Origin of the sequence: Enterobacter cloacae complex sp. ECL414 (genome assembly GCF_021869685.1) — a bacterium.
GTDB lineage: Bacteria > Pseudomonadota > Gammaproteobacteria > Enterobacterales > Enterobacteriaceae > Enterobacter > Enterobacter kobei.
In genome coordinates, this window is the sequence record NZ_CP091481.1 from 3,888,666 (window position 1) to 3,914,519 (window position 25,854).

Genomic DNA, 25,854 nt, shown 5'->3' on the forward strand with positions numbered 1-25,854 from the left:
CTGTTTTTTTGATGTGACAAATCACAATTTCCGCGAATTGTTATATCGTGACATTCAATTTCGCTTTGCTAGACTCAAAACCAATACGTCATTTATTGAGAATAGCAGCGATGAAAAAATTGACCTTACCGAAAGATTTTCTATGGGGCGGTGCCGTTGCGGCGCATCAGGTTGAAGGCGGCTGGGACAAAGGCGGCAAGGGGCCGAGCATCTGCGACGTACTGACCGGCGGGGCGCACGGCGTGCCGCGCGAAATCACGCAGGACGTAGTGCCGGGTAAATACTATCCAAATCACGAGGCCATCGACTTCCACGGCCACTACAAAGAAGATATCAAGCTGTTTGCCGAGATGGGCTTCAAATGTTTCCGCACCTCGATTGCCTGGACGCGCATCTTCCCGAAAGGTGACGAAACGCAGCCAAACGAGGAAGGGCTGAAGTTCTATGACGACATGTTCGATGAGCTGCTGAAATACAACATCGAGCCGGTGATCACCCTCTCCCACTTCGAAATGCCGCTGCACCTGGTGCAGGAGTACGGCAGCTGGACCAACCGTAAAGTGGTCGATTTCTTTGTACGCTTCGCGGAAGTGGTTTTTGAGCGCTACAAGCACAAGGTCAAATACTGGATGACCTTCAATGAAATCAACAACCAGCGTAACTGGCGTGCGCCGCTCTTTGGTTATTGCTGCTCAGGCGTGGTCTATACCGAACATGAAAATCCGGAAGAGACCATGTATCAGGTGCTGCACCACCAGTTTGTGGCGAGTGCCCTGGCGGTGAAAGCCGCGCGCCGTATCAATCCGGAGATGAAAGTCGGCTGCATGCTGGCCATGGTGGCGCTCTATCCATTCTCCTGCAAACCGGAAGACGTGATGTTCGCCCAGGAATCCATGCGCGAGCGCTATGTCTTTACCGATGTTCAGCTGCGTGGCTACTATCCATCTTACGTACTGAATGAATGGGAGCGCCGCGGTTTCTCCATCAAAATGGACGCAGGCGATGAGCAGATCCTCCGCGAAGGTACCTGCGACTACCTGGGCTTCAGCTACTACATGACCAATGCGGTGAAAGCGGAAGGTGGCACCGGTGACGCGATTTCTGGCTTCGAGGGCAGCGTACCTAATCCGCACGTCAAGGCGTCCGACTGGGGCTGGCAGATTGACCCGGTGGGCCTGCGTTATTCCCTGTGCGAACTGTACGAACGCTATCAGAAGCCGCTGTTTATCGTGGAAAACGGCTTCGGTGCCTACGATAAGGTGGAAGAGGATGGCAGCATCAACGATGACTATCGTATCGACTACCTGCGCGCCCACGTTGAAGAGATGATCAAAGCCGTCACCCACGATGGCGTGGATCTGATGGGCTATACGCCATGGGGCTGCATTGACTGCGTGTCATTCACTACCGGCCAGTACAGCAAGCGCTACGGTTTTATCTACGTCAATAAACACGACGACGGCACCGGCGACATGTCGCGTTCCCGTAAGAAAAGCTTCGAATGGTATAAAGGCGTGATTGCCAGCAACGGCGAGCAACTTTAACGCCGTAACGCCGGGCGGCGCTACGCTTGCACCGGCCTACAAAACCTGCGAATCGTAGGCCGGGTAAGGCGAAGCCGCCACCCGGCGTTTATTTCCCGCCCGCCAGTTCAATAAAACTGCCCGTCACGTATGACGCCTTCTCGCTCAGCAGCCAGACTATCGCCTGCGCGACCTCTTCCGGCTGGCCGCCGCGCTGCATCGGCAGTAACGATTTCACGCGTTCCACCCGCCCCGGCTCCCCACCAGACGCGTGAATATCGGTATAAATCAGCCCGGGCCGCACGCAGTTTACGCGGATACCCTGCGCCGCGACCTCCAGCGATAATCCGGTAGTCAGGGAATCTACCGCGCCTTTGGAGGCCGCGTAATCGACATACTCCCCCGGCGCGCCCAGACGAGACGCGGCAGAGGAGACATTGACAATCGCGCCACCCTTGCCGCCATGTTTGTGCGACATGCGCTTTACCGCCTCACGGCAGCAGAGAAAATAGCCCGTGACGTTGGTGCTCAGCACGCGATTAATGCGTTCAGCGGACAGATTTTCAATAGTGGATTGCTCAAACAGAATGCCTGCATTATTGACCAGCGCGGTAAGGGGCTCACCTTCGCGATCGAGGCTGTCAAACATGGCCATGACCTGCGCTTCATCGCTAATGTCTGCACGCAGGGCAAATGCTTTTCCACCCGCCTCAACGATCTGATTGATGACGTCCTTTGCGGCTTTGATATTGTGGTGATAGTTCACCGCCACGGTATAACCTTCGCGAGCCAGTTGCAGCGCGGTGGCTTTGCCAATGCCGCGGCTGGCGCCGGTGACCAGTGCAATTGCCATTGTCTTCTCCCAATAAAAAAGCCGGGTGGCGGCTTCGCCTTACCCGGCCTACGTTACTACAGCAAAAAAATTACTGGTATTCGCTCATCGGCACACAGGAGCAGAACAGGTTACGGTCGCCGTATACGTCATCAAGACGCTTCACGGTCGGCCAGTATTTATTCGCCACGCCTGCCGGGAAGACAGCCAGTTCACGGGAATAACCGTGATTCCACTCGGCCACCATCTCGTGCTGGGTGTGCGGAGCGTTAACCAACGGGTTATCTTCCAGCGTCCATTCGCCGTCCTGCACGCGGTCTATCTCCATGCGGATGGCCAGCATCGCGTCAATAAAGCGGTCCAGCTCGGCTTTGCTTTCAGACTCCGTTGGCTCCACCATCAGCGTACCCGCAACCGGGAACGACATGGTTGGTGCGTGGAAGCCGTAGTCGATCAGACGCTTGGCGATATCCAGTTCGCTGATACCCGTCGCTTCTTTCAGCGGACGAATATCGAGGATGCACTCGTGTGCCACACGCCCATCGCGACCGGTGTAAAGCACCGGGAAGGCCGACTTCAGGCGAGTCGCAATATAGTTAGCATTCAGGATCGCGACCTGGCTTGCCTGTTTCAGCCCTTCCGCGCCCATCATGCGGATGTACATCCAGCTGATTGGCAGGATTGAAGCGCTACCGAACGGTGCAGCAGAGACCGCGCCCTGACGGGTTAGCATACCTTCTATCTGCAAGACGCTGTGACCCGGCACGAACGGCGCCAGATGCGCTTTCACGCCGATAGGCCCCATGCCCGGACCGCCACCACCGTGTGGGATGCAGAAGGTTTTGTGCAGGTTCAGGTGCGACACGTCCGCGCCGATGAAGCCCGGAGAGGTAATGCCCACCTGAGCATTCATGTTCGCGCCGTCGAGGTACACCTGACCGCCGAACTGATGCACCACTTCACACACTTCGCGGATGGTTTCTTCGTACACGCCGTGAGTCGACGGGTAGGTCACCATGATGCAGGAGAGCTTATCGCCCGCCAGCTCGGCTTTCGCGCGCAGGTCGGCCAGGTCGATGTTACCGTTCTTATCACACGCCACGACCACCACTTCCATGCCCGCCATCTGGGCAGACGCCGGGTTGGTGCCGTGGGCAGAGCTCGGGATCAGGCAGATATCACGGTGGCCTTCGTTACGGCTTTCGTGATAGTGACGGATTGCCAGCAGCCCCGCATATTCACCCTGCGCGCCGGAGTTCGGCTGCATACAGAGCGCGTCATAACCGGTCAGTTTCACCAGCCAGTCGGAAAGCTGGTTGATCATGACATGATATCCTTCCGCCTGCTCTGGCGGGCAGAACGGGTGCAGCTCGGAGAACTCAGGCCAGGTGATAGGGATCATTTCTGCCGCGGCGTTCAGCTTCATGGTGCACGAGCCCAGCGGGATCATCGCCTGGTTCAGCGCCAGATCTTTGCGCTCCAGAGAGTGCATATAACGCATCATCTCGGTTTCGCTGTGATAACGGTTGAACACAGGATGCGTCAGGATAGCGTCATTGCGCAGCATGCTCTCCTGAATAGAGCGGCTGTCATGCGCGACCTCTTTGTCCAGCGCATCAATATCCAGACCGTGCGCATCGCCCAGCACGACATTAAACAGGTTGACGATATCGTCGCGCGTGGTGGATTCATCAAGGGTGATGCCCACGGCGTGATGAATGTCGCTGCGCAGGTTAATTTGTGCGGCATCCGCACGTGCCAGCACCACCGCTTTATCTGCGACGTCAACGCACAGCGTGTCGAAGTAGTGCTCATGACGCAGCTTCAGGCCTTTCTGCTGCAGGCCACAGGCCAGAATATCCGCCAGACGGTGGATGCGGCCGGCAATGCGTTTCAGCCCAACCGGGCCGTGGAAGACGGCGTACAGGCTGGCGATGTTTGCCAGCAGAACCTGAGAAGTACAGATATTAGAGTTCGCTTTCTCGCGGCGGATATGCTGCTCGCGAGTCTGCATCGCCATGCGCAGCGCGGTGTTACCGGCGGCATCTTTCGATACGCCAATAATGCGGCCCGGCATGGAACGTTTAAATTCATCTTTCGCGCCAAAGAATGCCGCGTGCGGTCCGCCGTAGCCCATCGGCACGCCGAAACGCTGGGCCGAGCCGAATACAATATCCGCACCCTGTTTGCCCGGAGCCGTCAGCAGCACCAGCGCCATAAAATCAGCGGCAACGCTGACCACCACTTTGCGGGATTTCAGCTCGGCAATCAGTGCGCTGTAATCATGCACTTCGCCGGTGGTACCCACCTGCTGTAACAGCACACCAAAGACGTCCTGGTGATCCAGCACTTTGTCAGCGTCGTCGACAATCACGTCAAAACCAAAGGTTTCCGCACGGGTACGCACCACGTCCAGCGTCTGCGGATGCACGTCCGCCGCCACGAAGAAGCGGTTGGCATTTTTCAGCTTGCTGACGCGTTTTGCCATCGCCATGGCTTCAGCTGCCGCGGTCGCTTCATCCAGCAACGAGGCGGAAGCGATATCCATCCCGGTCAGGTCGAGCGTCACCTGCTGGAAGTTCAGCAGCGCTTCCAGACGGCCCTGGGACACTTCCGGCTGATACGGGGTATAGGCGGTGTACCAGCCCGGGTTTTCCAGCATATTACGCAGGATAACCGGCGGTAACTGCACGTTGGTGTAGCCCATGCCAATGTAAGACTTATAGCGCTTGTTAAGGCCAGCGATGGCCTTCAGCTCCGCCAGTGCGGCGAATTCCGTGGTGGCTTCTCCCACCTGAGGCGGCGTGGCAAGCTGGATGTCTTTTGGCACGATCTGGCCGATCAGTGCGTTTAATGAATCCGCGCCAACCGTTTTCAGCATCTCCTGCTGTTGCTGAGCATCCGGCCCAATGTGACGTTCAATGAAAGCGCCACGGTTTTCAAGCTGGCTTAAAGTCTGTGTCATGAGCGATGGTTCCTGAAACGTGCAGTGAATTTAAGTTCCCTCTCCCCTCGGGAGAGGGTTAGGGTGAGGGGAAGATGGGCACCCTCACCCCTGCCCTCTCCCCAATGGGGAGAGGGATAATGGCTTACTCGTCTTCTAACAGGGCTTCGTACGCGGTCGCATCCAGCAGCGCGGCAACCTGAGATTCGTCACTGGCTTTGATCTTGAAGATCCAGCCACCTTCATAAGGCTCGCTGTTCACCAGCTCCGGCGAATCGCTCAGCGCGTCGTTCACGGCCACAATTTCACCGCTTACCGGTGCGTAGATATCGGATGCTGCTTTAACGGACTCCGCCACGGCGCAGTCATCGCCCGCGCTCACGGTTGCGCCCACTTCCGGCAGGTCAACAAACACCATGTCGCCCAGCAGCTCCTGCGCATGCTCGGTGATCCCTACGGTGTAAGTGCCGTCCGCCTCTTTGCGCAGCCACTCGTGTTCTTTGCTGTATTTCAGTTCTGCTGGCACATTGCTCATTGAAGTTCTCCTGATAAAAATAGTTAGGCGACCGGCTTACCGGCGCGAACAAAAATCGGTTTGGTCACGTTGACCGGCATTTCGCGGTTGCGGATTTGCACCACCGCCGTCTCGCCAATGCCCGCCGGCACGCGAGCCAGTGCAATACTGTAGCCCAGCGACGGGGAGAAGGACCCGCTGGTGATCACGCCTTCGCGCGGATTGCCGTCGGCATCGGTAAAACGCACCGGCAGTTCTCCGCGCAGCACGCCTTTTTCCTTCATCACCAGACCAACCAGCTGTTCAGTGCCCTTCTCGCGCTGCATTTCCAGCGCTTCGCGGCCAATAAACTCACGGTCAGCGGGTTCCCATGCGATGGTCCAGCCCATGTTGGCCGCCAGCGGAGAGACGCCTTCGTCCATCTCCTGACCGTAGAGGTTCATCCCCGCTTCAAGGCGCAGCGTATCGCGCGCGCCCAGGCCAGCCGGCTTCACGCCCGCTTCCACCAGCGCACGCCAGAAATCAGCTGCTTTCTCGTTTGGCATGGCAATTTCATAGCCCGCTTCACCGGTATAGCCGGTCGTGGCAATAAACAGATCGCACGCCTGCACGCCAAAGAAGGGCTTCATCCCTTCGGTGGCTTTACGCTGCTCGTCGCTGAACAGAGACGCGGCTTTCGCCTGCGCGTTCGGCCCCTGCACGGCAATCAGCGACAGATCGTCACGGACGGTGATGTCGATGGCATAAGGTTCGGCGTGTTGGGTGATCCAGGAGAGGTCTTTTTCGCGGGTGGCGGAGTTTACAACGAGGCGGAAGAAGTCTTCGGTGAAGTAGTAGACGATAAGGTCATCAATCACGCCACCCGAGGCGTTCAGCATACCGGTATAGAGCGCTTTCCCCGGTGTCTTCAGCTTCGCGACATCGTTCGCCAGCAGATAACGTAGAAACTCCCGGGTGCGGCTACCGCGCAGATCGACAATTGTCATGTGGGACACGTCGAACATACCGGCATCGGTGCGCACCGCGTGGTGCTCATCAATTTGCGAGCCGTAGTGCAGCGGCATCATCCAGCCATGGAAATCCACCATGCGGGCGCCGCATAACACGTGCTGTTCGTACAAAGGAGTCTGTTGAGCCATCTTGTCCTCGTTGAAAAATTCACCGTGAAACCCGGTATCGGCCTCGTTTCCGAATGCCGACGCAAACGTTCTCTTTTACCTGAACTTACCACCGAAACCGGCGGTTAACCATAAGGTAAAACGGGTCATCACATTAGCTTATGACCAAAAAACGCTGAAAAGCCTACAGAGTTATTCACTGGAAAAATGCGATTAACCCCGCACAAAATTAACAATGATCTAACAGGATTTAGCACATGGTGATATTTCATGCGGAAAAACGGGCCGAATTTCCGTCACATAAAAATCATGACATTAGATTATCTAATGCGAAAAATGACGTGGAATTAGAATATTTCAAACGAGGGAATTTTCCCGGCACAGAGGCCGGGAAAAGAAAGTGTGACGGGGGTCTATTTTATTTCAGCCAGTCCGGCAGGTCGTTAAGACCCATCGCCTGACGCAGGAGTTGAGGTTTGACGCCAGGGAGGGTATCGGCGAGCTTGAGCCCAATATCACGCAGCAGTTTTTTCGCCGGATTTGCCCCGGCAAACAGCTCGCGGAAGCCCTGCATGCCTGCAAGCATCATCGCCGCACTGTGCTTGCGGCTGCGCTCGTAGCGACGCAGATACACATGCTGCCCAATATCTTTACCCTCTCGCTGCAGACGACGCAGCTCTTCTACCAGCTCCGCCGCATCCATAAAGCCGAGATTAACGCCCTGCCCGGCCAGCGGATGAATGGTATGGGCCGCGTCGCCCACCAGCGCCAGACGGTGCGCGGCAAACTGACGCGCATAGCGTCCGGTTAAGGGGAAGACCTGACGCTCGCTCTCAAGAGTACAAAGCCCCAGACGGTTATCAAACGCCACGCACAGTGCCTGGTTAAAGGCCTCTGGCGTCGCCTCATGCATCTGCTGCGCTTTTTCCGGCACCAGAGACCAGACAATTGAGCAGAGATGCGGATCGCTTAACGGCAGGAATGCCAGAATGCCGTCGTTGTGGAAAATCTGGCGCGCCACGCCGCCGTGAGGCTCTTGGGTACGGATCGTCGCCACCATGGCATGATGGCGGTAATCCCAGTAGGTCAGCGGAATATCCGCTTTATTGCGCAGCCAAGAGTTAGCGCCATCGGCACCGACCACCAGACGCGCGGTGAGCATATCGCCACTTTGCAGGGTGATAAACGCCTCGTTTTCGCCCCACGCAACCTGCTGGATTTGCGCAGGCGCAACCAGCGTTACGTCGCTGCACTGCTGAGCTTTCTGCCACAGCGCGTGGTGGATCACCGCATTCTCAATGATGTGACCCAGATGGCTATAGCCCATGCTTTCATCATCAAAAGCAATATGACCAAAGCTGTCTTTGTCCCATACCTCCATGCCGTGATAGCAGCTCGCACGCTGGGCTACGATATCTGACCAGACGCCAAGGCGCGTCAGCAGCTTTTCGCTGGCCGCATTTATTGCCGACACGCGGAGTTCCGGCGGGGCATCAGGTGCGACGGGCTGAGGCTGCTTTTGCTCCAGCACGGCCACACGCAGGCCGCTGCCTTGTAATCCGCAGGCCAGGGCCAGTCCAACCATTCCGCCGCCAACGATGGCAACATCAACATTTTGCACAGTGATAACTCCTTAACGCGCGACCCAACCCAGGGTCCGCTGCGCCAGCACGTCGCGTGCCGGAATGAACAGTTCCATCGCCATCAGCCCGAGGTTGCGACCGGCAACCAGCGGCGCCCAGCGATTGGCAAAGAGATGGACTAAACCATCGGTAACGCCGATTGTCGCCTCTTTATCGGCCTGACGTCGCTTCTGGTAATGGCTGAGTACCGGGTATGCGCCGCAATCTTTCTGTTCGCTCCACGCTTGCGAAAGCGCTTCGGCCAGGCTCATCACATCCCGCAGACCCAGATTAAAACCCTGACCCGCGATGGGGTGAAGCGTTTGCGCGGCATTGCCGACCAGCGCCACGCGGTGCGAAACAGACTGTGATGCGGTAGTTAACGACAGCGGGTATACCGCACGTTTTCCCGCATGGGTAATGCGACCCAGCCGCCAGCCAAACGCTTTCTGCAGTTCACTGCAAAAACGTTCGTCGGACCAGGCCTTAACGTCTTCCGCCTTTTCCTGCGGATGGCACCAGACCAGCGAGCAGCGACCATCCGACATCGGCAGCATCGCCAGCGGACCGTGCTGCGTGAAGCGCTCAAACGCCCGGCCTTTGTGTTCTGCGGCAGTAGAGACGTTCGCAATGACCGCAACCTGCCCGTAAGGCTGCTGCTGCCACTCAACGCCGCACTGGGTTGCGAGCGCCGAGCGCGACCCGTCCGCCGCAACAAGAAGCTGGCCGTCGAGAACGGTGCCATTATTCAGCGTCACGCTGACCGTTTCTTCACTGCGGGTAAAGCTCGCAACGCGTGACGGACAATGCAGGGTCACGCCTGGCGCGTCCTGCAACAGACGAAACAGGCGCAGGCCAACATCATGGAGTTCAACGACCTGACCCAGGGCGTCAATACGATAATCATGGGCATCCAGCGTCACAAACCCGGCATGGCCGCGATCGCTCACATGCACGGTATGAATGGCGGTGGCGCAGTCGGCAATCGCCTGCCAGATGCCAATTCGGGAAAGCTGTTGGCAGGTTCCCTGCGCCAGGGCAATGGCGCGAGAATCAAAGCCGGGGTGATTCTTCGTTTGTGGTGCAACCGCCTCAACGAGATGCACCGGAAGCCGCCCCTTCGTCAAATGCGAGATCGCCAGTGCCAGGGTGGCACCGGTCATGCCGCCGCCAACGATAATCACGCTCATACGCGTGCCGCTGCCATCAGCGCCTCGATATCGTCTGCGTGTTTCACCACGCTCGCGGTCAGGTTTTCGTTACCGGTTTCGGTGATGACGATGTCATCTTCAATACGAATGCCAATTCCGCGGTACGCTTCGGGCACATCGGCATCCGGCGCGATATACAGCCCCGGCTCGACGGTCAGCACCATGCCCGGTTCCAGCACGCGTGAACGGTCGGTACCGTACGCCCCCACATCATGCACATCCAGCCCCAGCCAGTGGCTCAGGCCGTGCATAAAGTACGGACGATGCGCATTTTCGGCGATCAGGGTGTCCACGTCGCCTTTCAGGATGCCAAGCTTCACCAGTCCGGTAATCATGATGCGCACAACTTCGCCGGTCACCTCCTGAATGGACGTGCCCGGGCGATACAGCGTGAGCGCCGTTTCAAGTGATTCGAGAACGATGTCATAAATTGCTCGTTGCGCGGGCGAGAACTTACCGTTCACCGGGAAAGTACGGGTGATGTCACCCGCGTAGCCCTGATATTCGCAACCGGCGTCAATCAGCACCAGATCGCCATCGCGCAGCGCACTTTCGTTTTCGGTGTAATGCAGAATGCAGCCGTTCTCCCCGCCGCCGACAATGGTGTTGTATGACGGGAAGCGCGCGCCGTGACGGTTAAATTCGTGGTGAATTTCGCCTTCCAACTGGTATTCGAACAGACCAGGACGGCATTTTTCCATGGCGCGGGTGTGTGCCAGGGCGCTGATTTCGCCAGCGCGGCGCATCACGTTCAGCTCTTCTTCAGATTTGAACAGGCGCATCTCATGCACCACCGGACGCCAGTCCGTCAGCGTGGCCGGCGCGGACAGATTCTGACGCGAGCCTTTGCGCAGCTTATCCAGAGCGGTGAAAACAATCTCATCGGCGTACGCATATTCGCCCTGCGCGTGATAAAGCACGTCGAGGCCGTTGAGCAACTGATAGAGCTGCTGATTGATTTCGCTAAACGCCAGCGCGCGGTCGACGCCCAGCTTCTCCGGTGCGGCCTCTTGCCCTAAGCGGCGGCCAAACCAGATTTCAGCGGTTAAATCGCGTACGCGGTTAAAAATCACGCTGTGGTTGTGGGTGTCATTGCTCTTAATCAGCACCAGGACCGCTTCCGGCTCGTTAAAGCCGGTGAAGTACCAGAAATCGCTATTCTGGCGATAGGGGTATTCGCTGTCGGCACTGCGCGTCACTTCCGGCGCGGCAAAAATCAGCGCCGCACTGCCGGGCTGCATTTTTGCCAGCAGCGCCTGACGACGGCGCAAATACTCTTGTTGCGAGATAACCATGACACCCTCCTGTGCGTTATTTTTCTTAATGTAAGGTTGGCTTACGAACTTCCGGCGCGGTCAGCTGTGAGCGCGTAAAGTTGTCGTGGCACAGCAGCGCCGCCACGCGCACGTACTCAATAATCTCTTCGAGGGACATTTCCAGCTCTTCCTGGTCTTCCTCTTCATCGTAGCCGAGCTGGGCGATGTTACGCAGATCGTCGATCGCTTCACCCGCTTCGCCGGTCACTTTATCAAGCTTAGGCTGGGTTACGCCCAGGCCAAGCAGATAGTGGTTTACCCAACCCGCGAGCGCATCGGCACGATCGAAGACGCTGACGTCATCACCTTCAGGCAGATAAAGCTGAAAAAGGAAGCCATCGTCCTCCAGCGAATCACTGGTTGCCGCATGCATTTTACGCAGCGATTCTGCCAGCTCGTGGCCAAACGCCAGCCCTTCGTTCGTGAGGTCGTGGATCAGCGGCTGCCATGAGCTGTCGCTGTTTCCGCCGCACAGTATGCCGCTGATCAGACCGTGCATTTCGGCAGGGGTTAGTCCGACTCCCTGCTGGTTCAGTAACTGGTTTAAATCCTTGTAACCAGGCATTTCGTTCTGTATAGACATACGCATTCGTCATCAAAGGGAGGATATTCATGATATGCTACCACTTTGGACCCTGGTGATACCAGAAAAGGGCTTGTATCTTCACATCAGGGTAGCTATAGTGTCGCCCCTTCGCAGCCCCCGGGGCAGTAAGCGAAGGCAGCGCAGTCAATCAGCAGGAAGGTGGCATGTCTGCACAACCCGTCGATCTCCAGATTTTTGGCCGTTCACTGCGAGTGAATTGTCCGCCTGAACAAAGGGATGCTTTGAATCAGGCTGCGGACGATTTGAATCAGCGGTTGCAAGATCTAAAAGAACGCACTAGAGTCACAAATACTGAGCAGCTGGTTTTCATCGCCGCGTTGAACATCAGCTATGAACTGACTCAGGAAAAAGCGAAGACCCGCGACTACGCGGCTAGCATGGAGCAGCGCATTAAAATGCTCCAGCAGACCATAGAACAGGCATTGCTTGATCAAGGTCGCAATCCCGAAAGACCGGGACCAAAGTTTGAATAACACTTCTCAGTTGACTATGGTAGAGTAACTGTGAAGACAAAATTTCTCTGAGATGTTCGCAAGCGGGCCAGTCCCCTGAGCCGATATTTCATACCACAAGAATGTGGCGCTCCATGGTTGGTGAGCATGCTCGGTCCGTCCGAGAAGCCTTAAAACTATGACGACACATTCACCTTGAACCAAGGGTTCAAGGGTTACAGCCTGCGGCGGCATCTCGGAGATTCCCTCTTTCTTCTTCTACCTACTACCATGACTCAATTCCCTGAAGTTTCTGCCTCACGCCAGGATATCCGTCAACTTATTCGCCAGCGTCGTCGTGCACTTACGGCTGAACAACAGTCGCATTTTGCCCAGCAGGCCGCCGCGCGCATGATGGCGTGGCCCCCGGTGGTTATGGCTAACACGGTCGCTCTGTTCCTGTCGTTTGATGGCGAGCTCGATACCCAACCACTTATCGACCAGCTCTGGCGCGCCGGGAAGAAGGTTTATCTGCCGGTGCTGCATCCTTTTAGCAAAGGCAATCTTCTGTTTCTGCACTACCATCCGCACAGCGAGCTGGTGGTGAATCGTCTGAAAATTACCGAGCCCAAACTCGACGTGCGCGACGTGCTCCCGCTGTCACAGCTGGACGTGCTGATTACGCCGCTGGTGGCGTTTGATGAACAGGGCCAGCGCTTAGGAATGGGCGGCGGTTTTTACGACCGGACGCTGCAAAACTGGCAGCAGTATGGATTACAGCCGGTGGGGTATGCGCATGATTGTCAGGGCGTGGAGGCGTTGCCCGTGGAGAAATGGGATGTGCCGTTGCCGGCGGTAGTGACGCCATCGACGTTGTGGGAGTGGTGAAACAGGCGTGCAGCCTGATGCCCTCACCCCAGCCCTCTCCCACAGGGAGAGGGTGAAAACATAAAAACGGTAACGATAGTTACCGTTTTGCATTTACCTCGCCACCCGACACCATCAGTAAAGCAGACGCGCGCGAATCGTCCCCGGAATAGCTTTCATGCTCTGCAGCGCTTTCTCGGCAACATCTTCATCCGCTTCGATATCAATTACCACGTAACCCATCTGCGAGTTGGTTTGCAGGTACTGGGCGGCAATGTTGACGCTCTGCTCGGCAAAGATTTGGTTGATAGCCGTCAGCACGCCAGGACGGTTTTCGTGGATGTGCAGCAGACGGCGACCACCGTGCAGCGGCAGAGACACTTCCGGGAAGTTCACCGCAGAGAGCGTGGAACCGTTGTCGGAGTATTTGCTCAGCTTACCCGCCACTTCAAGGCCGATATTCTCCTGCGCTTCCTGAGTAGACCCGCCGATGTGTGGCGTCAGGATCACGTTGTCGAATTCGCAGAGCGGAGAGTTAAACGGATCGCTGTTGGTGGCAGGCTCCGTCGGGAACACGTCAATGGCCGCCCCCGCCAGATGCTTACGCTTCAGAGCATCGCACAGCGCAGGGATGTCGACCACCGTACCGCGCGCGGCGTTGATCAGCAGTGAGCCCGGTTTCATCAGCGCCAGCTCTTCTGCACCCATCATGTTTTTGGTGGACGCATTTTCCGGCACATGCAGGCTTACCACGTCGCTCATGTTCAGCAGGTCAGAGAGATGCTGCACCTGCGTCGCATTCCCTAGCGGCAGCTTGCTTTCGATATCGTAAAAGTAGACGTGCATCCCCAGAGATTCCGCCAGAATCCCCAGCTGAGTACCGATGTGGCCATAGCCGATGATACCCAGTTTTTTACCGCGCGCTTCGTATGAGCCCGCAGCCAGTTTGTTCCACACGCCGCGGTGCGCTTTGGCGTTAGCCTCCGGAATACCGCGCAGCAGCAGCAGTAATTCGCCAATCACCAGCTCCGCCACGGAACGGGTGTTGGAGAACGGGGCGTTAAATACCGGGATACCGCGTTTGGCGGCAGCATTCAGATCAACCTGGTTGGTACCGATGCAGAAACAGCCAATCGCAACCAGCTTCTCCGCCGCAGCAATAACGTCTTCCGTCAGTTGAGTACGGGATCGCAGGCCAATGAAATGGGCATCACGGATGGACGCTTTCAGCTCTTCGGTATCGAGCGCGCCCTTGTGAAATTCGATGTTGGTGTAACCCGCCGCACGAAGGCTATCAAGCGCTTTCTGATGCACGCCCTCGACCAGCAGGAATTTAATCTTGTCTTTCTCCAGTGATACCTTTGCCATTTCCCCGACCCTGTTTTTTATCTGAACTGATGTTGTGCTGGATTGAAATCCGCTGTAGCCAACATATCAAAAAAAACTATTGCAGCAATATGAACGTTTGCGTCGGCACTCTGAAGAAAAGTCATACAGGGCAAAATGGCAGAGCAAAATGCTAAGGAAATTTACAAATGTGGCAGGATCGGCAAAAGAGGTGGAAAAACGTGACACAAGTCACCGAATTTAGCTTTTCAAAAATTTTTTAGCGGGGGGAGCGCTCCCCCCGTCAGATCATTTTACGATGGTTTTCACACCGTCAGCGGTGCCGATCAGCGCCACATCCGCGCCACGGTTGGCGAACAGCCCTACGGTGACAACGCCTGGAATAGCGTTAATCGCATTTTCCAGGGCAATCGCGTCGAGAATTTCCAGGCCGTGCACGTCGAGGATGACGTTACCGTTATCAGTGACCACACCCTGACGGTATTCCGGACGACCACCCAGTTTCACCAGCTGACGGGCAACCGCACTACGCGCCATCGGGATCACTTCGACCGGCAGCGGGAAATTACCCAGAATATCGACCTGCTTGGAGGCGTCAGCGATGCAGATAAATTTGTCTGCAACGGAAGCGATGATCTTTTCACGGGTCAGCGCTGCGCCACCGCCTTTGATCATCTGCATGTGGCCGTTGATTTCGTCTGCGCCATCAACGTAAATCCCCAGACGATCCACTTCGTTGAGGTCGAAAACGGTAATGCCGAGGCTTTTCAGCTTTTCCGTGGACGCATCAGAGCTCGAAACCGCGCCCTCGATCTGCCCCTTCATCGTGCCCAGCGCATCGATAAAGTGTGCCGCCGTTGACCCCGTACCAACACCGACAATGGTACCTGGCTGTACGTACTGGAGAGCGGCCCATCCTACTGCTTTTTTCAGTTCATCCTGCGTCATGATCGTTTTGCCTGTGGTGTGAAAACTCAGGGCGCATTATAGAACACGTCGAATGGATTTCGTCTGCCACAAAGGGAAAATTGTGTCATAGTGCAGATTAAGCAAAATTTAGGAGCCAGCCAGAGCAATGAAACGTCCGGACTACAGAACACTACAGGCACTTGATGCAGTTATTCGTGAACGCGGTTTTGAGCGCGCAGCGCAAAAGCTGTGTATCACCCAGTCCGCCGTATCACAGCGTATCAAACAGCTTGAAAACATGTTCGGGCAGCCGCTGCTGGTGCGTACCGTGCCGCCTCGCCCAACGGAGCAAGGTCAAAAGCTCCTCGCCCTGCTGCGCCAGGTTGAGCTGCTGGAAGACGAGTGGCTGGGTGACGAACAAACGGGCTCCACGCCGCTGCTGCTCTCTCTGGCGGTCAACGCCGACAGTCTGGCAACCTGGTTACTGCCCGCCCTTGCCCCGGTCCTGGCCGACTCCCCGATTCGCCTGAATCTACAGGTTGAAGATGAAACCCGTACCCAGGAACGTCTGCGTCGCGGTGAAGTTGTTGGGGCGGTCAGTATTCAGCCTCAGGCGCTGCCAAGCTGCCTGGTGGATCAACTGGGGGCGCTGGACTACCTGTTTGTAGGTTCAAAAGCCTTTGCGGAGCGCTACTTCCCTAACGGCGTCACCCGCGCCGCGCTGCTGAAGGCGCCTGCCGTGGCGTTTGACCATCTGGACGATATGCATCAGGCGTTCCTGCAGCAGAACTTTGACCTGCCGCCGGGCAGCGTGCCGTGCCATATCGTCAACTCGTCTGAAGCTTTTGTGCAGCTTGCGCGTCAGGGCACTACCTGCTGTATGATCCCGCATCTGCAGATTGAGAAAGAGTTGAAAAGCGGTGAGTTGATTGATTTAACGCCGGGGCTGTATCAGCGCCGGATGCTCTACTGGCATCGTTTTGCGCCGGAAAGCCGCATGATGCGCAACGTCACCGATGCACTGCTGGCGTATGGGCATAAGGTGTTGAGACAGGATTAAAAAGAAAAAGCCGGGTGGCGGCTACGCCTTACCCGGCCTACAGGTTACTGAGCCGGTTTCGGCTGTGCTGCAACGGGCTCCAGCTGGAACACCACATCCACCTGATCGTCGAACTGAATGGTTGGCTGCTCGTAAGTTTCCTGCGCAGAAACCGGTGCCGCGTCAGCCTTCATCATCCGTACCATCGGGCTTGGCTGATAGTTAGAGACGTGGTAACGCACGCTGTATACCGGGCCAAGCTTGCTCTTGAAGCCGGACGCCAGCTGTTCAGCCTGGTGAATGGCATCATCAATCGCCGCTTTACGCGCTTCGTCTTTGTATTTCTCCGGTTGCGCAACGCCCAGCGACACGGAACGGATTTCGTTCAGACCAGCCTTCAGCGCACCATCCAGCAGTGAATTCAGCTTGTCCAACTGACGCACGGTCACTTCAACCGTACGCACGGCACGGTAGCCTTTCAGGATGCTTTTGCCGTTCTGGTAGTCGTAATCCGGTTGGGTACGCAGGTTAGCAGAGCTGATGTCTTTCTTGGCGACACCGTTCTGTTCCAGGAAGGAGAGATATTGCGCAACGCGGTCGTCCGCCTGTTTTTTGGCAGAGGCGGCATCTTTTGCAGCCACGTTGACTTCAATTGCCAGGGTTGCAACATCCGGTACCGCGTCCACGCTTGCGGTGCCTGACGTGACAATGTGCGGGCCATCCGGCAGTTCACTCGCCTGCGCCGACACCGCACCTAAACTCACTAATGCCGCCAGGGCCATCACTTTAAACTTCACTGTCATTCCTCCATGTTGCGAAGAGTGCCCCAGAAACAGGGCGCATGCCAGCAAGCTTAGCGGGTCTGGCTCAGTTGTCCATAAGACAACGCTTAGTTGAACAAACCCTGAACATGATGAACGCCCTCTTTCGCCAGCTGGAAAGCGATAAACCACATCACCAGACCGACCAGCGTATTAATGATGCGCTGGGCTTTGGCGGTCCGCAGTCGTGGCGCCAGCCACGCCGCCAGAATCGCAAGACCGAAGAACCACAGGAACGACGCGCTGACGGTTCCCAACGCAAACCAGCGTTTAGGCTCAACGTCCAGCTGTCCGCCGAGGCTACCCAGCACCACGAAGGTATCCAGATAGACATGCGGGTTAAGCCAGGTCACCGCCAGCATGGTGACGATAATCTTCCAGCGCCCCTGCTTCATCACTTCAGCGCTTGCCAGTTCGAGGTTACTGCTCATCGCCGTTTTCAACGCACCGAATCCGTACCACAACAGGAAGGCGACGCCGCCCCAGGTCACCAGCGCCAGCAGCCACGGCGACTGCATCAGAAGTGCACTCCCGCCAAAAATCCCGGCGCAGATCAGAAGCAAATCGCTCACCGCGCACAGCAGGGCAATCATCAGATGATACTGGCGGCGAATACCCTGGTTCATCACGAACGCATTCTGGGGACCGAGGGGAAGGATCATGGCCGCACCTAAAGCAAGGCCTTGAAAATAATAGGATAACATGACGAAATTCTCACAGTAATGTTCTGGATGCAGACTATACTGCGCGAATCACATTAGAGGAAATGGATAATATTAATTGGGGATTAGCAAGGCTTATAAAAGCAAAGCCCGGTGGCGCTGACGCTTACCGGGCCTGGGGGTGACGTTACTCTGCTTCTTTGACTTTTTTGACGTTCACGTCCATCTGCGGATACGGGAAGCTGATGCCGTTGGCGTCAAACTCACGCTTAATACGTTCCAGCACGTCCCAGTATACGTTTTGCAGATCGCTGCTTTTGCTCCAGATACGCACCACGAAGTTGATAGAGGACGCGCCCAGTTCGTTCAGGCGTATAGTCTGCTCTTTATCCTTCAGAATACGATCGTCAGAGGCAATGATGTTGCTAATCAGTGACTTCACCTGATCGATATCAGAGTCGTACGCTACGCTGATAATCAGCTCGTTACGACGCACCGGTTCGCGGGAGAAGTTGATGATATTGCCTGCGATGATTTTGCCGTTCGGCACCACCACGATACGACCATCAACGGTACGCAGGGTGGTTGAGAAAATCTGCACTTGCAATACGGTCCCGGCTATTCCTCCAAGGTCAACGTATTCGCCAGAGCGGAATGGACGGAAAGTCACCAGCAGCACGCCAGCCGCGAGGTTTGACAGCGAACCCTGCAATGCCAGACCAATGGCCAGACCGGCGGCACCGAGCACGGCGATAACGGATGCCGTCTGTACGCCAACACGTCCCAGCGCCGCAATCAGCGTAAAGGCGATAATGCCGTAACGCACCAGCGCGGAGAGGAAATCAGCCACGGTAGCATCAATGTGTCGCGCGACCATCACACGGTTGACGGCGTTCGACACAATGCGCGCCACGATCATCCCGACGATGATGATGGCAATTGCCGCAACGATGTTCACCGCATAACTCAGCAGCAGTGCCTGGTTGCGCACCAGCCAGTTACCGGCGTTATTGATGCTGTCTACAACATCGAGTTGTTCCATTTATTCTTCCTTTTGTTAAACCAAAACACTAAATCCATCCCCCATGGAGACAGGCAGGTCAGTAAAGGGTAAACAAAAAGCGCAAGTTTTGCCAAACAGATCACAAAAGCAGATGTTGCAGGATATTGAAAAAGCATAAAAAAAGGCCCGCATTCGCGGGCCTTCTGACGCTTTCAGCAGCTCAAATTACAGAACGTCAACCGCGTTCAGTTCTTTGAATGCCTGCTCCAGACGAGTAATCATTGAAGTCTGTGCAGCGCGCAGCCATACGCGTGGATCGTAGTATTTCTTGTTCGGCTGGTCTTCGCCTTTCGGGTTGCCCAGCTGACCCTGCAGGTAAGCTTCGTTAGCTTTGTAGTACTGCAGGATACCGTCCCAGGTAGCCCACTGGGTATCGGTATCGATGTTCATTTTCACAACACCGTAGCTGACGGAGTCTTTGATTTCCTGAGCAGAAGAACCGGAACCGCCGTGGAAGACGAAATTCAGGCTGTTGTGAGGCAGGTTGTGTTTCTTAGAAACGTATTCCTGAGAATCACGCAGGATGGTTGGAGTCAGAACCACGTTACCTGGTTTGTAAACGCCGTGTACGTTACCGAAGGACGCTGCAATGGTGAAGCGTGGGCTGATTTTGCTCAGCTCGGTGTACGCGTAATCAACGTCTTCTGGCTGGGTGTACAGGGCAGAAGCGTCCATGTGGCTGTTGTCCACGCCGTCTTCTTCACCACCGGTGCAACCCAGTTCAATTTCCAGAGTCATGCCCATTTTGGCCATGCGCGCCAGGTACTTAGAGCAGATTTCGATGTTTTCGTGCAGTGACTCTTCAGACAGGTCGATCATGTGAGAAGAGAACAGTGGTTTACCGGTGGCTGCGAAGTGTTTTTCACCCGCGTCCAGCAGACCGTCGATCCACGGCAGCAGTTTCTTCGCGCAGTGGTCGGTGTGCAGGATAACAGGAACACCGTAGTGCTCAGCCATCTGATGTACGTGGTGCGCACCAGAGATAGCGCCCAGGATAGCAGCACCCTGAGGAATGTCAGTTTTCACGCCTTTGCCCGCGATGAACGCAGCACCACCGTTAGAGAACTGAACGATAACCGGTGCTTTAACTTTGGCAGCGGTTTCCAGTACGGCGTTGATGGAGTCGGTACCTACGCAGTTAACTGCTGGCAGAGCGAAGTTGTTTTCTTTAGCTACCTGGAACACTTTCTGTACGTCATCACCAGTGATCACGCCAGGTTTTACGAAATCAAAAATTTTAGACATGTTGCTTAGTCCTGTATCTTCGGCCGTTAGAAAAGGTGCGAGCTCTGATAAGCGCGCTGAAAATTGGGCAGGTTTCCCTGCCCTTGAATGGCTTACTTCTTAGCGCGCTCTTCGAGCATTGCTACTGCTGGCAGAACTTTGCCTTCCACGAATTCGAGGAATGCACCGCCACCAGTGGAGATGTAGGAGATCTTGTCAGCGATACCGAACAGATCGATAGCTGCCAGGGTGTCACCACCGCCTGCGATAGAGAACGCTTCGCTGTCCGCAATAGCGTTAGCCACGATTTCAGTCCCTTTGCGGAAGTTCGGGAATTCGAACACGCCAACAGGACCGTTCCACAGGATAGTTTTTGCGTTTTTCAGGATATCAGCCAGTTTCTGTGCAGAAACGTCGCCCAGGTCCAGAATCTGCTCTTCATCTTTGATGTCGTTAACAGATTTCAGGGTCGCGGTTGCGGTTTCGGAGAACTCGGTCGCCACGCGAACGTCAGTTGGAACCGGGATGTCACAGGTGCCCAGCAGGCGTTTCGCTTCGTCAACCAGGTCCGCTTCATACAGGGATTTACCCACGTTGTGGCCTTGAGCAGCAACGAAGGTGTTCGCGATACCACCGCCAACGATCAGCTGGTCAGCGATTTTTGACAGGGAATCCAGCACGGTCAGTTTGGTAGACACTTTAGAACCACCAACGATAGCGACCATTGGACGAGCAGGTTCTTTCAGCGCTTTGCCCAGTGCTTCCAGTTCGTCAGCCAGCAGAGGGCCCGCACATGCTACGTCTGCAAATTTACCGATACCGTGGGTAGAGGCCTGAGCACGGTGCGCCGTACCAAATGCATCCATCACGAAGACGTCGCACAGTGCAGCGTATTTCTTAGACAGGGTTTCGTCGTCTTTCTTTTCGCCTTTGTTGAAGCGAACGTTTTCCAGAACAACCAGCTCACCAGCAGCCACTTCAACGCCGTCCAGGTAATCTTTTACCAGGCGAACCGGGTTGGACAGTTTGTCTTTCAGGTAATTAACCACTGGCAGCAGAGAGAACTCTTCGTTGTACTCGCCTTCGGTAGGACGACCCAGGTGGGAGGTGACCATCACTTTCGCGCCCTGCTTCAGAGCCAGTTCGATGGTTGGCAGGGATGCACGGATACGCGCGTCGCTGGTCACTTTACCCTCTTTAACCGGTACGTTCAGATCAGCACGGATGAAAACGCGTTTACCAGCCAGATCCAGATCGGTCATCTTAATTACAGACATGGTGAATCCTCTCGTTGATTCTTAAAGTTTTGCAGACGCACGATGCGTCTTACCTGAAACCTTGAGCGGCCATTGCTAACGTGGTGTCGAGCATCCGGTTAGCAAAGCCCCATTCGTTATCACACCAGACCAGCGTCTTGATAAGGTGTGCGCCACTGACCCTCGTTTGCGTGCCATCAACAATAGCGCTGTGCGGGTCGTGGTTAAAATCTACTGAGACCAACGGTAATTCCGTATAGTCAACTATACCATGAAATGCTCCCTGTGCCGCTTTTTGCAGCAACAGGTTGACTTCACAGGCTTTTACCGGTTTTTTCACCGTCACGCTCAGGTCGATTGCGGTGACGTTAATCGTCGGGACACGCACGGCAATCGCTTCAAAACGGTCATTAAACTGCGGGAAAATTCGGGTGATCCCTGCCGCCAGTTTCGTATCTACCGGGATGATTGACTGGCTCGCCGCGCGAGTGCGTCGTAAATCCGGATGGTAGGCATCAATAACCTGCTGGTCGTGCATGGCGGAGTGAATCGTGGTCACGGTGCCGGACTCAATGCCATACGCATCGTCTAACAGTTTGATGACCGGAATAATGCAGTTGGTGGTACAGGAGGCGTTGGAAACGATGAGGTGTTCAGCCTGCAGCTCATGCTGGTTGACGCCAAACACGACGGTCGCGTCGAGGTCGTTACTGCCGGGATGAGAAAACAGGACTTTTTTCGCACCGGCTGCCAGGTGAGCTTCGCCATGTTCGCGATTGCCGTAAACCCCGGTACAGTCGAGCACCACATCCACGCCCAGCTCACGCCACGGTAGCCCTGCGATACTGCTTTCATGCAGCACGCGGATGGCATCGTCACCGACAAACAGCTGCTCTCTTTCCTGGCAAACATCCCAGGCAAAGCGGCCGTGGCTGGTGTCATATTTCAACAAATGCGCCATGCCCGCAGCATCCGCCAGTTCGTTGATTGCCACCACGGTTATTTCCGCACGACGCCCGGATTCATATAAAGCACGAACCACGTTGCGCCCGATGCGACCGAAGCCATTAATCGCTACGCGTACGGTCATAGATCTCCTGCAAAGCTATCCCTGAGTTTGAGGTGGCTGAAAGAGTAATCCAGCTACGCCCGAAGGGGAATCTTTGCTATCACAAACTGCGATTGATTGGTCAATTGTCGAACATTTAATCGACTGAAACGCTTCAGCAAGAATAAGCGAATCGAGGAATAAAAGGAATGGCTGTCCAGATGAATAAGCGTGCTATATGACATGCGTCACATTTTCGGTGGAATAATACCGGGGAGGTAAAAGCAAAACGGTAACCCAAAGGTTACCGTTTTTAGTGTTTGCACCCTCTCCCTGTGGGAGAGGGCTGGGGTGAGGGCGTCAGCCCGCACCGTACAAGCAATTACAGCAGTTCTTTCGCCTTAGCGACAACGTTATCAACGGTGAAGCCGAACTCTTCGAACAGCAATTCTGCTGGCGCAGACTCACCGAAGGTGGTCATACCGACGATAGCGCCATTCAGGCCCACGTATTTGAACCAGTAGTCAGCGATACCCGCTTCCACTGCCACACGCGCAGAAACCGCTTTAGGCAGAACAGATTCACGGTAAGCCGCATCCTGTTTGTCGAACGCATCGGTAGACGGCATGGAGACCACGCGCGCCTTCACGCCTTCGGCAGTCAGTTTTTCCCATGCTGCAACCGCCAGTTCAACTTCAGAACCGGTCGCGATGAAGATCAGCTCAGGCTGGCCTGCACAGTCTTTCAGCACGTAACCACCGCGAGCGATGTTCGCCAGCTGCTCTGGCGTACGCTCCTGCTGTGCCAGGTTCTGACGGGAGAGGATCAGCGCAGTTGGGCCGTCCTGACGCTCAACGCCGTATTTCCACGCTACCGCAGATTCAACCTGGTCACATGGACGCCAGGTGCTCATGTTCGGGGTCACGCGCAGGGAAGCCACCTGCTCTACCGGCTGGTGAGTTGGACCATCTTCGCCCAGACCGATGGAGTCGTGGGTGTAGACCATCACCTGACGCTGTTTCATCAGCGCAGCCATACGCACGGCGTTACGCGCATACTCTACGAACATCAGGAAGGTAGAGGTATACGGCAGGAAACCGCCGTGCAGGGAGATACCGTTGGCAATCGCGGTCATACCGAATTCACGTACACCGTAATGGATGTAGTTACCGGCAGTGTCTTCGTTAATTGGCTTAGAACCAGACCACAGAGTCAGGTTAGATGGCGCCAGGTCAGCGGAACCGCCGAGGAATTCAGGCAGCAATGGACCAAACGCTTCGATCGCATTCTGGGACGCTTTACGGCTGGCGATTTTAGATGGGTTCGCCTGCAGCTTAGCGATGAATTCGTTCGCTTTCGCGTCGAAGTCAGACGGCATATCGCCTTTCATACGACGGGTAAACTCAGCCGCTTCCTGAGGGAAGGCTTTCGCATAGGCGGCGAATTTCTCGTTCCAGGCAGCTTCTTTCGCCTGGCCCACTTCTTTTGCATCCCACTGAGCATAGATCTCAGATGGAATTTCGAATGCAGGGTGTTTCCAGCCCAATGCTTCACGGGTCAATGCGATTTCCGCGTCACCCAGCGGTGCGCCGTGGGAGTCATGCGTACCCGCTTTATTCGGAGAACCGAAGCCGATGATGGTTTTGCACATCAGCAGGGACGGTTTATCGGTGACCGCGCGCGCTTCTTCTACTGCACGTTTAATCGAGTCAGCATCGTGGCCATCAACACCACGCACAACGTGCCAGCCGTAGGCTTCGAAACGTGCTGCGGTGTCGTCAGTGAACCAGCCCTCAACGTGACCGTCGATGGAGATGCCGTTGTCATCATAGAACGCAACCAGTTTACCCAGCTTCAGGGTACCTGCCAGGGAGCACACTTCATGAGAAATGCCTTCCATCATGCAGCCGTCGCCCATGAACGCGTAGGTGAAGTGGTCAACAATGTCATGACCAGGACGGTTGAACTGCGCCGCCAGCGTCTTCTCAGCAATCGCCATACCCACTGCGTTAGCAATACCCTGACCCAGTGGGCCGGTGGTGGTTTCTACGCCAGCGGTGTAACCCACTTCCGGGTGACCTGGAGTTTTGGAGTGCAGTTGGCGGAAGTTTTTCAGCTCTTCAATAGGCAGATCGTAGCCAGTGAGGTGCAGCAGGCTGTAGATCAGCATAGAGCCGTGGCCGTTAGACAGCACGAAACGGTCGCGGTCAGCCCATGCCGGGTTCTGCGGGTTGTGGTTAAGGAAATCACGCCACAGGACTTCGGCGATATCTGCCATACCCATAGGGGCACCCGGGTGGCCGGATTTGGCTTTCTGTACTGCATCCATGCTCAGCGCACGAATAGCATTAGCAAGCTCTTTACGTGAGGACATTTTAACTCCAGATCGGACTGTTAAAGGCCATGCCCTTGACGACAGCGCGTTTTGGGCTACGCCGGAAAAAAGTGCCAACAATGTAACCCAAGCCGCAAGGCATGTACATGGACCATTCTTTTGCAGCTTAAGAAATCTCTGGATCATGCTCGCATGTTGCGCAATCTGCTCGCCCGCGCCTGTAGATATTCCTTATACTTATCCCGGCCCCGGCTTCGTTGCGGGTGCACTTTTCGGATTTTATTGAGATTAACAAGTACGGAAGCAACTTCATGAAAATGCGTGCAATAGTGCTGGCCCTGGGTACAACGCTCATGCTGAGCGGCTGTCAGAATATGGATTCTAACGGTCTGATGACGTCAGGCGCAGAAGCCTTTCAGGCCTACTCCCTGAGCGATGCGCAGGTTAAAGCGCTGAGCGATCAGGCCTGTAAAGATATGGACGGAAAAGCCACGATTGCGCCGGCTAACAGTACCTACACACAGCGTCTGAATAAGATTGCTTCCGCGCTCGGCGATAACATCAACGGTCAGCCGGTGAACTATAAGGTTTACATGGCTAAAGACGTCAACGCCTTCGCGATGGCAAACGGCTGCATCCGCGTCTATAGCGGGCTGATGGATATGATGACCGACAACGAAGTGGAAGCGGTTATCGGCCATGAAATGGGTCACGTTGCGCTCGGCCACGTGAAAAAAGGGATGCAGGTTGCCTTAGGCACCAACGCCATCCGTGCGGCGGCTGCCTCTGCGGGCGGTATCATGGGCAGCCTGTCTCAGTCACAGCTCGGCGATGTCGGAGAAAAGCTGGTCAATTCCCAGTTCTCCCAGCGCCAGGAGTCCGAAGCGGATGACTACTCTTACGATCTGTTGCGCAAACGCGGGATTAATCCGTCAGGTTTAGCCACCAGCTTCGAAAAACTGGCGAAGCTGGAAGCGGGACGCCAGAGCTCCATGTTTGACGATCACCCGGCCTCAGAAGAACGTGCACAACATATTCGCGACCGTATGGCCGCAGATGGAATTAAATAATTCTGGAAGGAGGCAAATTTGCCTCCTTTTTATTTCGCATGAATTGCCAACTTAATCGCACGTATCGGTAACTCCCGCAAAACCCTCTCCATATC

The 25,854-nt window shown here is 55.6% G+C and carries 22 protein-coding genes and 1 other RNA gene; 6 read left to right on the top strand and 17 right to left on the bottom strand.

What is annotated here, in order from left to right; translation table 11 throughout:
• The first annotated feature begins 110 nt into the window (after window positions 1–110).
• A complete protein-coding gene (bglA, locus tag L3068_RS18695; RefSeq protein ID WP_014885140.1) occupies window positions 111–1,544 on the top strand; it encodes a 6-phospho-beta-glucosidase BglA in 1,434 nt (477 codons plus the stop codon).
• Between the two features lie 88 nt (window positions 1,545–1,632).
• Here bglA and L3068_RS18700 read toward each other — a convergent pair whose 3' ends face one another.
• The 8 genes from L3068_RS18700 to L3068_RS18735 form a co-directional block, all read right to left on the bottom strand.
• Complete coding sequence (locus L3068_RS18700; protein WP_117581053.1) at window positions 1,633–2,376, bottom strand: SDR family oxidoreductase; 744 nt, start codon at window positions 2,374–2,376, stop codon at window positions 1,633–1,635.
• A gap of 70 nt (window positions 2,377–2,446) precedes the next feature.
• The gene (gcvP, locus tag L3068_RS18705; protein WP_214602899.1) at window positions 2,447–5,320 is read right to left on the bottom strand and encodes an aminomethyl-transferring glycine dehydrogenase; all 2,874 of its coding nucleotides are present in this window, start codon (window positions 5,318–5,320) and stop codon (window positions 2,447–2,449) included.
• 124 nt (window positions 5,321–5,444) lie between these two features.
• A complete protein-coding gene (gene gcvH, locus L3068_RS18710; protein WP_014885143.1) occupies window positions 5,445–5,834 on the bottom strand; it encodes a glycine cleavage system protein GcvH in 390 nt (129 codons plus the stop codon).
• A 23-nt stretch (window positions 5,835–5,857) separates the two neighbouring features.
• Window positions 5,858–6,952, bottom strand: coding sequence for a glycine cleavage system aminomethyltransferase GcvT (gcvT, locus tag L3068_RS18715; protein WP_117581057.1), 1,095 nt, complete (start codon window positions 6,950–6,952; stop codon window positions 5,858–5,860).
• 397 nt (window positions 6,953–7,349) lie between these two features.
• A complete protein-coding gene (gene ubiI / locus L3068_RS18720; RefSeq protein WP_117581059.1) occupies window positions 7,350–8,552 on the bottom strand; it encodes an FAD-dependent 2-octaprenylphenol hydroxylase in 1,203 nt (400 codons plus the stop codon).
• 12 nt (window positions 8,553–8,564) lie between these two features.
• Entirely contained in the window at window positions 8,565–9,743 is a 1,179-nt protein-coding gene (ubiH, locus tag L3068_RS18725) for a 2-octaprenyl-6-methoxyphenyl hydroxylase (RefSeq protein ID WP_117581061.1), read from the bottom strand.
• A complete protein-coding gene (pepP, locus tag L3068_RS18730) occupies window positions 9,740–11,053 on the bottom strand; it encodes a Xaa-Pro aminopeptidase (RefSeq protein ID WP_086527817.1) in 1,314 nt (437 codons plus the stop codon). The genes ubiH and pepP overlap by 4 nt, the downstream gene beginning before the upstream one ends.
• 31 nt (window positions 11,054–11,084) lie before the next feature.
• Entirely contained in the window at window positions 11,085–11,663 is a 579-nt protein-coding gene (locus L3068_RS18735) for a YecA/YgfB family protein (protein ID WP_074172304.1), read from the bottom strand.
• Window positions 11,664–11,830: 167 nt separating this feature from the next.
• Between L3068_RS18735 and zapA the strand changes: the two genes are divergently transcribed.
• The 3 genes from zapA (at window position 11,831) to L3068_RS18750 (ending at window position 13,006) form a co-directional block, all read left to right on the top strand.
• A complete protein-coding gene (gene zapA, locus L3068_RS18740) occupies window positions 11,831–12,160 on the top strand; it encodes a cell division protein ZapA (RefSeq protein WP_006811891.1) in 330 nt (109 codons plus the stop codon).
• 41 nt (window positions 12,161–12,201) lie between these two features.
• Window positions 12,202–12,385: non-coding RNA, 6S RNA (ssrS, locus tag L3068_RS18745), on the top strand.
• 24 nt (window positions 12,386–12,409) lie between these two features.
• Window positions 12,410–13,006, top strand: coding sequence for a 5-formyltetrahydrofolate cyclo-ligase (locus L3068_RS18750; RefSeq protein ID WP_045269626.1), 597 nt, complete (start codon window positions 12,410–12,412; stop codon window positions 13,004–13,006).
• Between the two features lie 114 nt (window positions 13,007–13,120).
• Here the strand turns inward: L3068_RS18750 and serA are convergent, their stop codons facing one another.
• Together serA and rpiA are read right to left on the bottom strand one after the other, a co-directional pair.
• Window positions 13,121–14,353, bottom strand: coding sequence for a phosphoglycerate dehydrogenase (serA, locus tag L3068_RS18755; protein ID WP_014885150.1), 1,233 nt, complete (start codon window positions 14,351–14,353; stop codon window positions 13,121–13,123).
• Between the two features lie 267 nt (window positions 14,354–14,620).
• A complete protein-coding gene (rpiA, locus tag L3068_RS18760) occupies window positions 14,621–15,280 on the bottom strand; it encodes a ribose-5-phosphate isomerase RpiA (RefSeq protein ID WP_014885151.1) in 660 nt (219 codons plus the stop codon).
• Between the two features lie 127 nt (window positions 15,281–15,407).
• On the opposite strand from rpiA, the gene argP reads away from it, so the two are divergent.
• A complete protein-coding gene (gene argP, locus L3068_RS18765; RefSeq protein WP_008499727.1) occupies window positions 15,408–16,301 on the top strand; it encodes a DNA-binding transcriptional regulator ArgP in 894 nt (297 codons plus the stop codon).
• 44 nt (window positions 16,302–16,345) lie between these two features.
• Here the strand turns inward: argP and L3068_RS18770 are convergent, their stop codons facing one another.
• The 7 genes from L3068_RS18770 to tkt all read right to left on the bottom strand — a co-directional run bounded on the left by L3068_RS18770 (window position 16,346) and on the right by tkt (window position 24,728).
• Window positions 16,346–17,077 carry an oxidative stress defense protein gene (locus tag L3068_RS18770; RefSeq protein WP_014885152.1) on the bottom strand — a complete coding sequence of 244 codons (732 nt, stop codon included), beginning with the start codon at window positions 17,075–17,077 and terminating at the stop codon, window positions 16,346–16,348.
• A gap of 92 nt (window positions 17,078–17,169) precedes the next feature.
• Window positions 17,170–17,805 (bottom strand): arginine exporter ArgO, encoded by a 636-nt coding sequence (gene argO / locus L3068_RS18775; protein ID WP_023331253.1) that lies wholly within the window; start codon window positions 17,803–17,805, stop codon window positions 17,170–17,172.
• A gap of 145 nt (window positions 17,806–17,950) precedes the next feature.
• Complete coding sequence (gene mscS, locus L3068_RS18780; protein ID WP_071922912.1) at window positions 17,951–18,805, bottom strand: small-conductance mechanosensitive channel MscS; 855 nt, start codon at window positions 18,803–18,805, stop codon at window positions 17,951–17,953.
• A 186-nt stretch (window positions 18,806–18,991) separates the two neighbouring features.
• The gene (gene fbaA, locus L3068_RS18785; protein ID WP_014885155.1) at window positions 18,992–20,071 is read right to left on the bottom strand and encodes a class II fructose-bisphosphate aldolase; all 1,080 of its coding nucleotides are present in this window, start codon (window positions 20,069–20,071) and stop codon (window positions 18,992–18,994) included.
• Between the two features lie 92 nt (window positions 20,072–20,163).
• Window positions 20,164–21,327, bottom strand: a complete 1,164-nt coding sequence (gene pgk / locus L3068_RS18790) for a phosphoglycerate kinase (RefSeq protein ID WP_014885156.1) — start codon at window positions 21,325–21,327, stop codon at window positions 20,164–20,166.
• Between the two features lie 49 nt (window positions 21,328–21,376).
• On the bottom strand, window positions 21,377–22,396 hold the full coding sequence (gene epd, locus L3068_RS18795; RefSeq protein WP_117581063.1) for an erythrose-4-phosphate dehydrogenase: 1,020 nt from the start codon (window positions 22,394–22,396) through the stop codon (window positions 21,377–21,379).
• A gap of 340 nt (window positions 22,397–22,736) precedes the next feature.
• Window positions 22,737–24,728: a transketolase gene (gene tkt, locus L3068_RS18800; RefSeq protein ID WP_023331255.1), complete on the bottom strand. Its 1,992-nt coding sequence runs from the start codon at window positions 24,726–24,728 to the stop codon at window positions 22,737–22,739.
• A 272-nt stretch (window positions 24,729–25,000) separates the two neighbouring features.
• Here tkt and loiP point away from each other — a divergent pair, with 272 nt between their 5' ends.
• Window positions 25,001–25,759: a metalloprotease LoiP gene (gene loiP / locus L3068_RS18805; protein ID WP_117581065.1), complete on the top strand. Its 759-nt coding sequence runs from the start codon at window positions 25,001–25,003 to the stop codon at window positions 25,757–25,759.
• Window positions 25,760–25,854 lie beyond the last annotated feature (95 nt).

Coding starts and splice junctions, on each gene's coding strand:
- bglA (WP_014885140.1), top strand. CDS start 111: ATGAAAAAATTGACCTTACCGAAAGATTTTCTATGGGGCGGTGCCGTT.
- L3068_RS18700 (WP_117581053.1), bottom strand. CDS start 2,376: ATGGCAATTGCACTGGTCACCGGCGCCAGCCGCGGCATTGGCAAAGCC.
- gcvP (WP_214602899.1), bottom strand. CDS start 5,320: ATGACACAGACTTTAAGCCAGCTTGAAAACCGTGGCGCTTTCATTGAA.
- gcvH (WP_014885143.1), bottom strand. CDS start 5,834: ATGAGCAATGTGCCAGCAGAACTGAAATACAGCAAAGAACACGAGTGG.
- gcvT (WP_117581057.1), bottom strand. CDS start 6,952: ATGGCTCAACAGACTCCTTTGTACGAACAGCACGTGTTATGCGGCGCC.
- ubiH (WP_117581061.1), bottom strand. CDS start 9,743: ATGAGCGTGATTATCGTTGGCGGCGGCATGACCGGTGCCACCCTGGCA.
- L3068_RS18735 (WP_074172304.1), bottom strand. CDS start 11,663: ATGTCTATACAGAACGAAATGCCTGGTTACAAGGATTTAAACCAGTTA.
- zapA (WP_006811891.1), top strand. CDS start 11,831: ATGTCTGCACAACCCGTCGATCTCCAGATTTTTGGCCGTTCACTGCGA.
- L3068_RS18750 (WP_045269626.1), top strand. CDS start 12,410: ATGACTCAATTCCCTGAAGTTTCTGCCTCACGCCAGGATATCCGTCAA.
- serA (WP_014885150.1), bottom strand. CDS start 14,353: ATGGCAAAGGTATCACTGGAGAAAGACAAGATTAAATTCCTGCTGGTC.
- rpiA (WP_014885151.1), bottom strand. CDS start 15,280: ATGACGCAGGATGAACTGAAAAAAGCAGTAGGATGGGCCGCTCTCCAG.
- argP (WP_008499727.1), top strand. CDS start 15,408: ATGAAACGTCCGGACTACAGAACACTACAGGCACTTGATGCAGTTATT.
- argO (WP_023331253.1), bottom strand. CDS start 17,805: ATGTTATCCTATTATTTTCAAGGCCTTGCTTTAGGTGCGGCCATGATC.
- mscS (WP_071922912.1), bottom strand. CDS start 18,805: ATGGAACAACTCGATGTTGTAGACAGCATCAATAACGCCGGTAACTGG.
- fbaA (WP_014885155.1), bottom strand. CDS start 20,071: ATGTCTAAAATTTTTGATTTCGTAAAACCTGGCGTGATCACTGGTGAT.
- pgk (WP_014885156.1), bottom strand. CDS start 21,327: ATGTCTGTAATTAAGATGACCGATCTGGATCTGGCTGGTAAACGCGTT.
- epd (WP_117581063.1), bottom strand. CDS start 22,396: ATGACCGTACGCGTAGCGATTAATGGCTTCGGTCGCATCGGGCGCAAC.
- tkt (WP_023331255.1), bottom strand. CDS start 24,728: ATGTCCTCACGTAAAGAGCTTGCTAATGCTATTCGTGCGCTGAGCATG.
- loiP (WP_117581065.1), top strand. CDS start 25,001: ATGAAAATGCGTGCAATAGTGCTGGCCCTGGGTACAACGCTCATGCTG.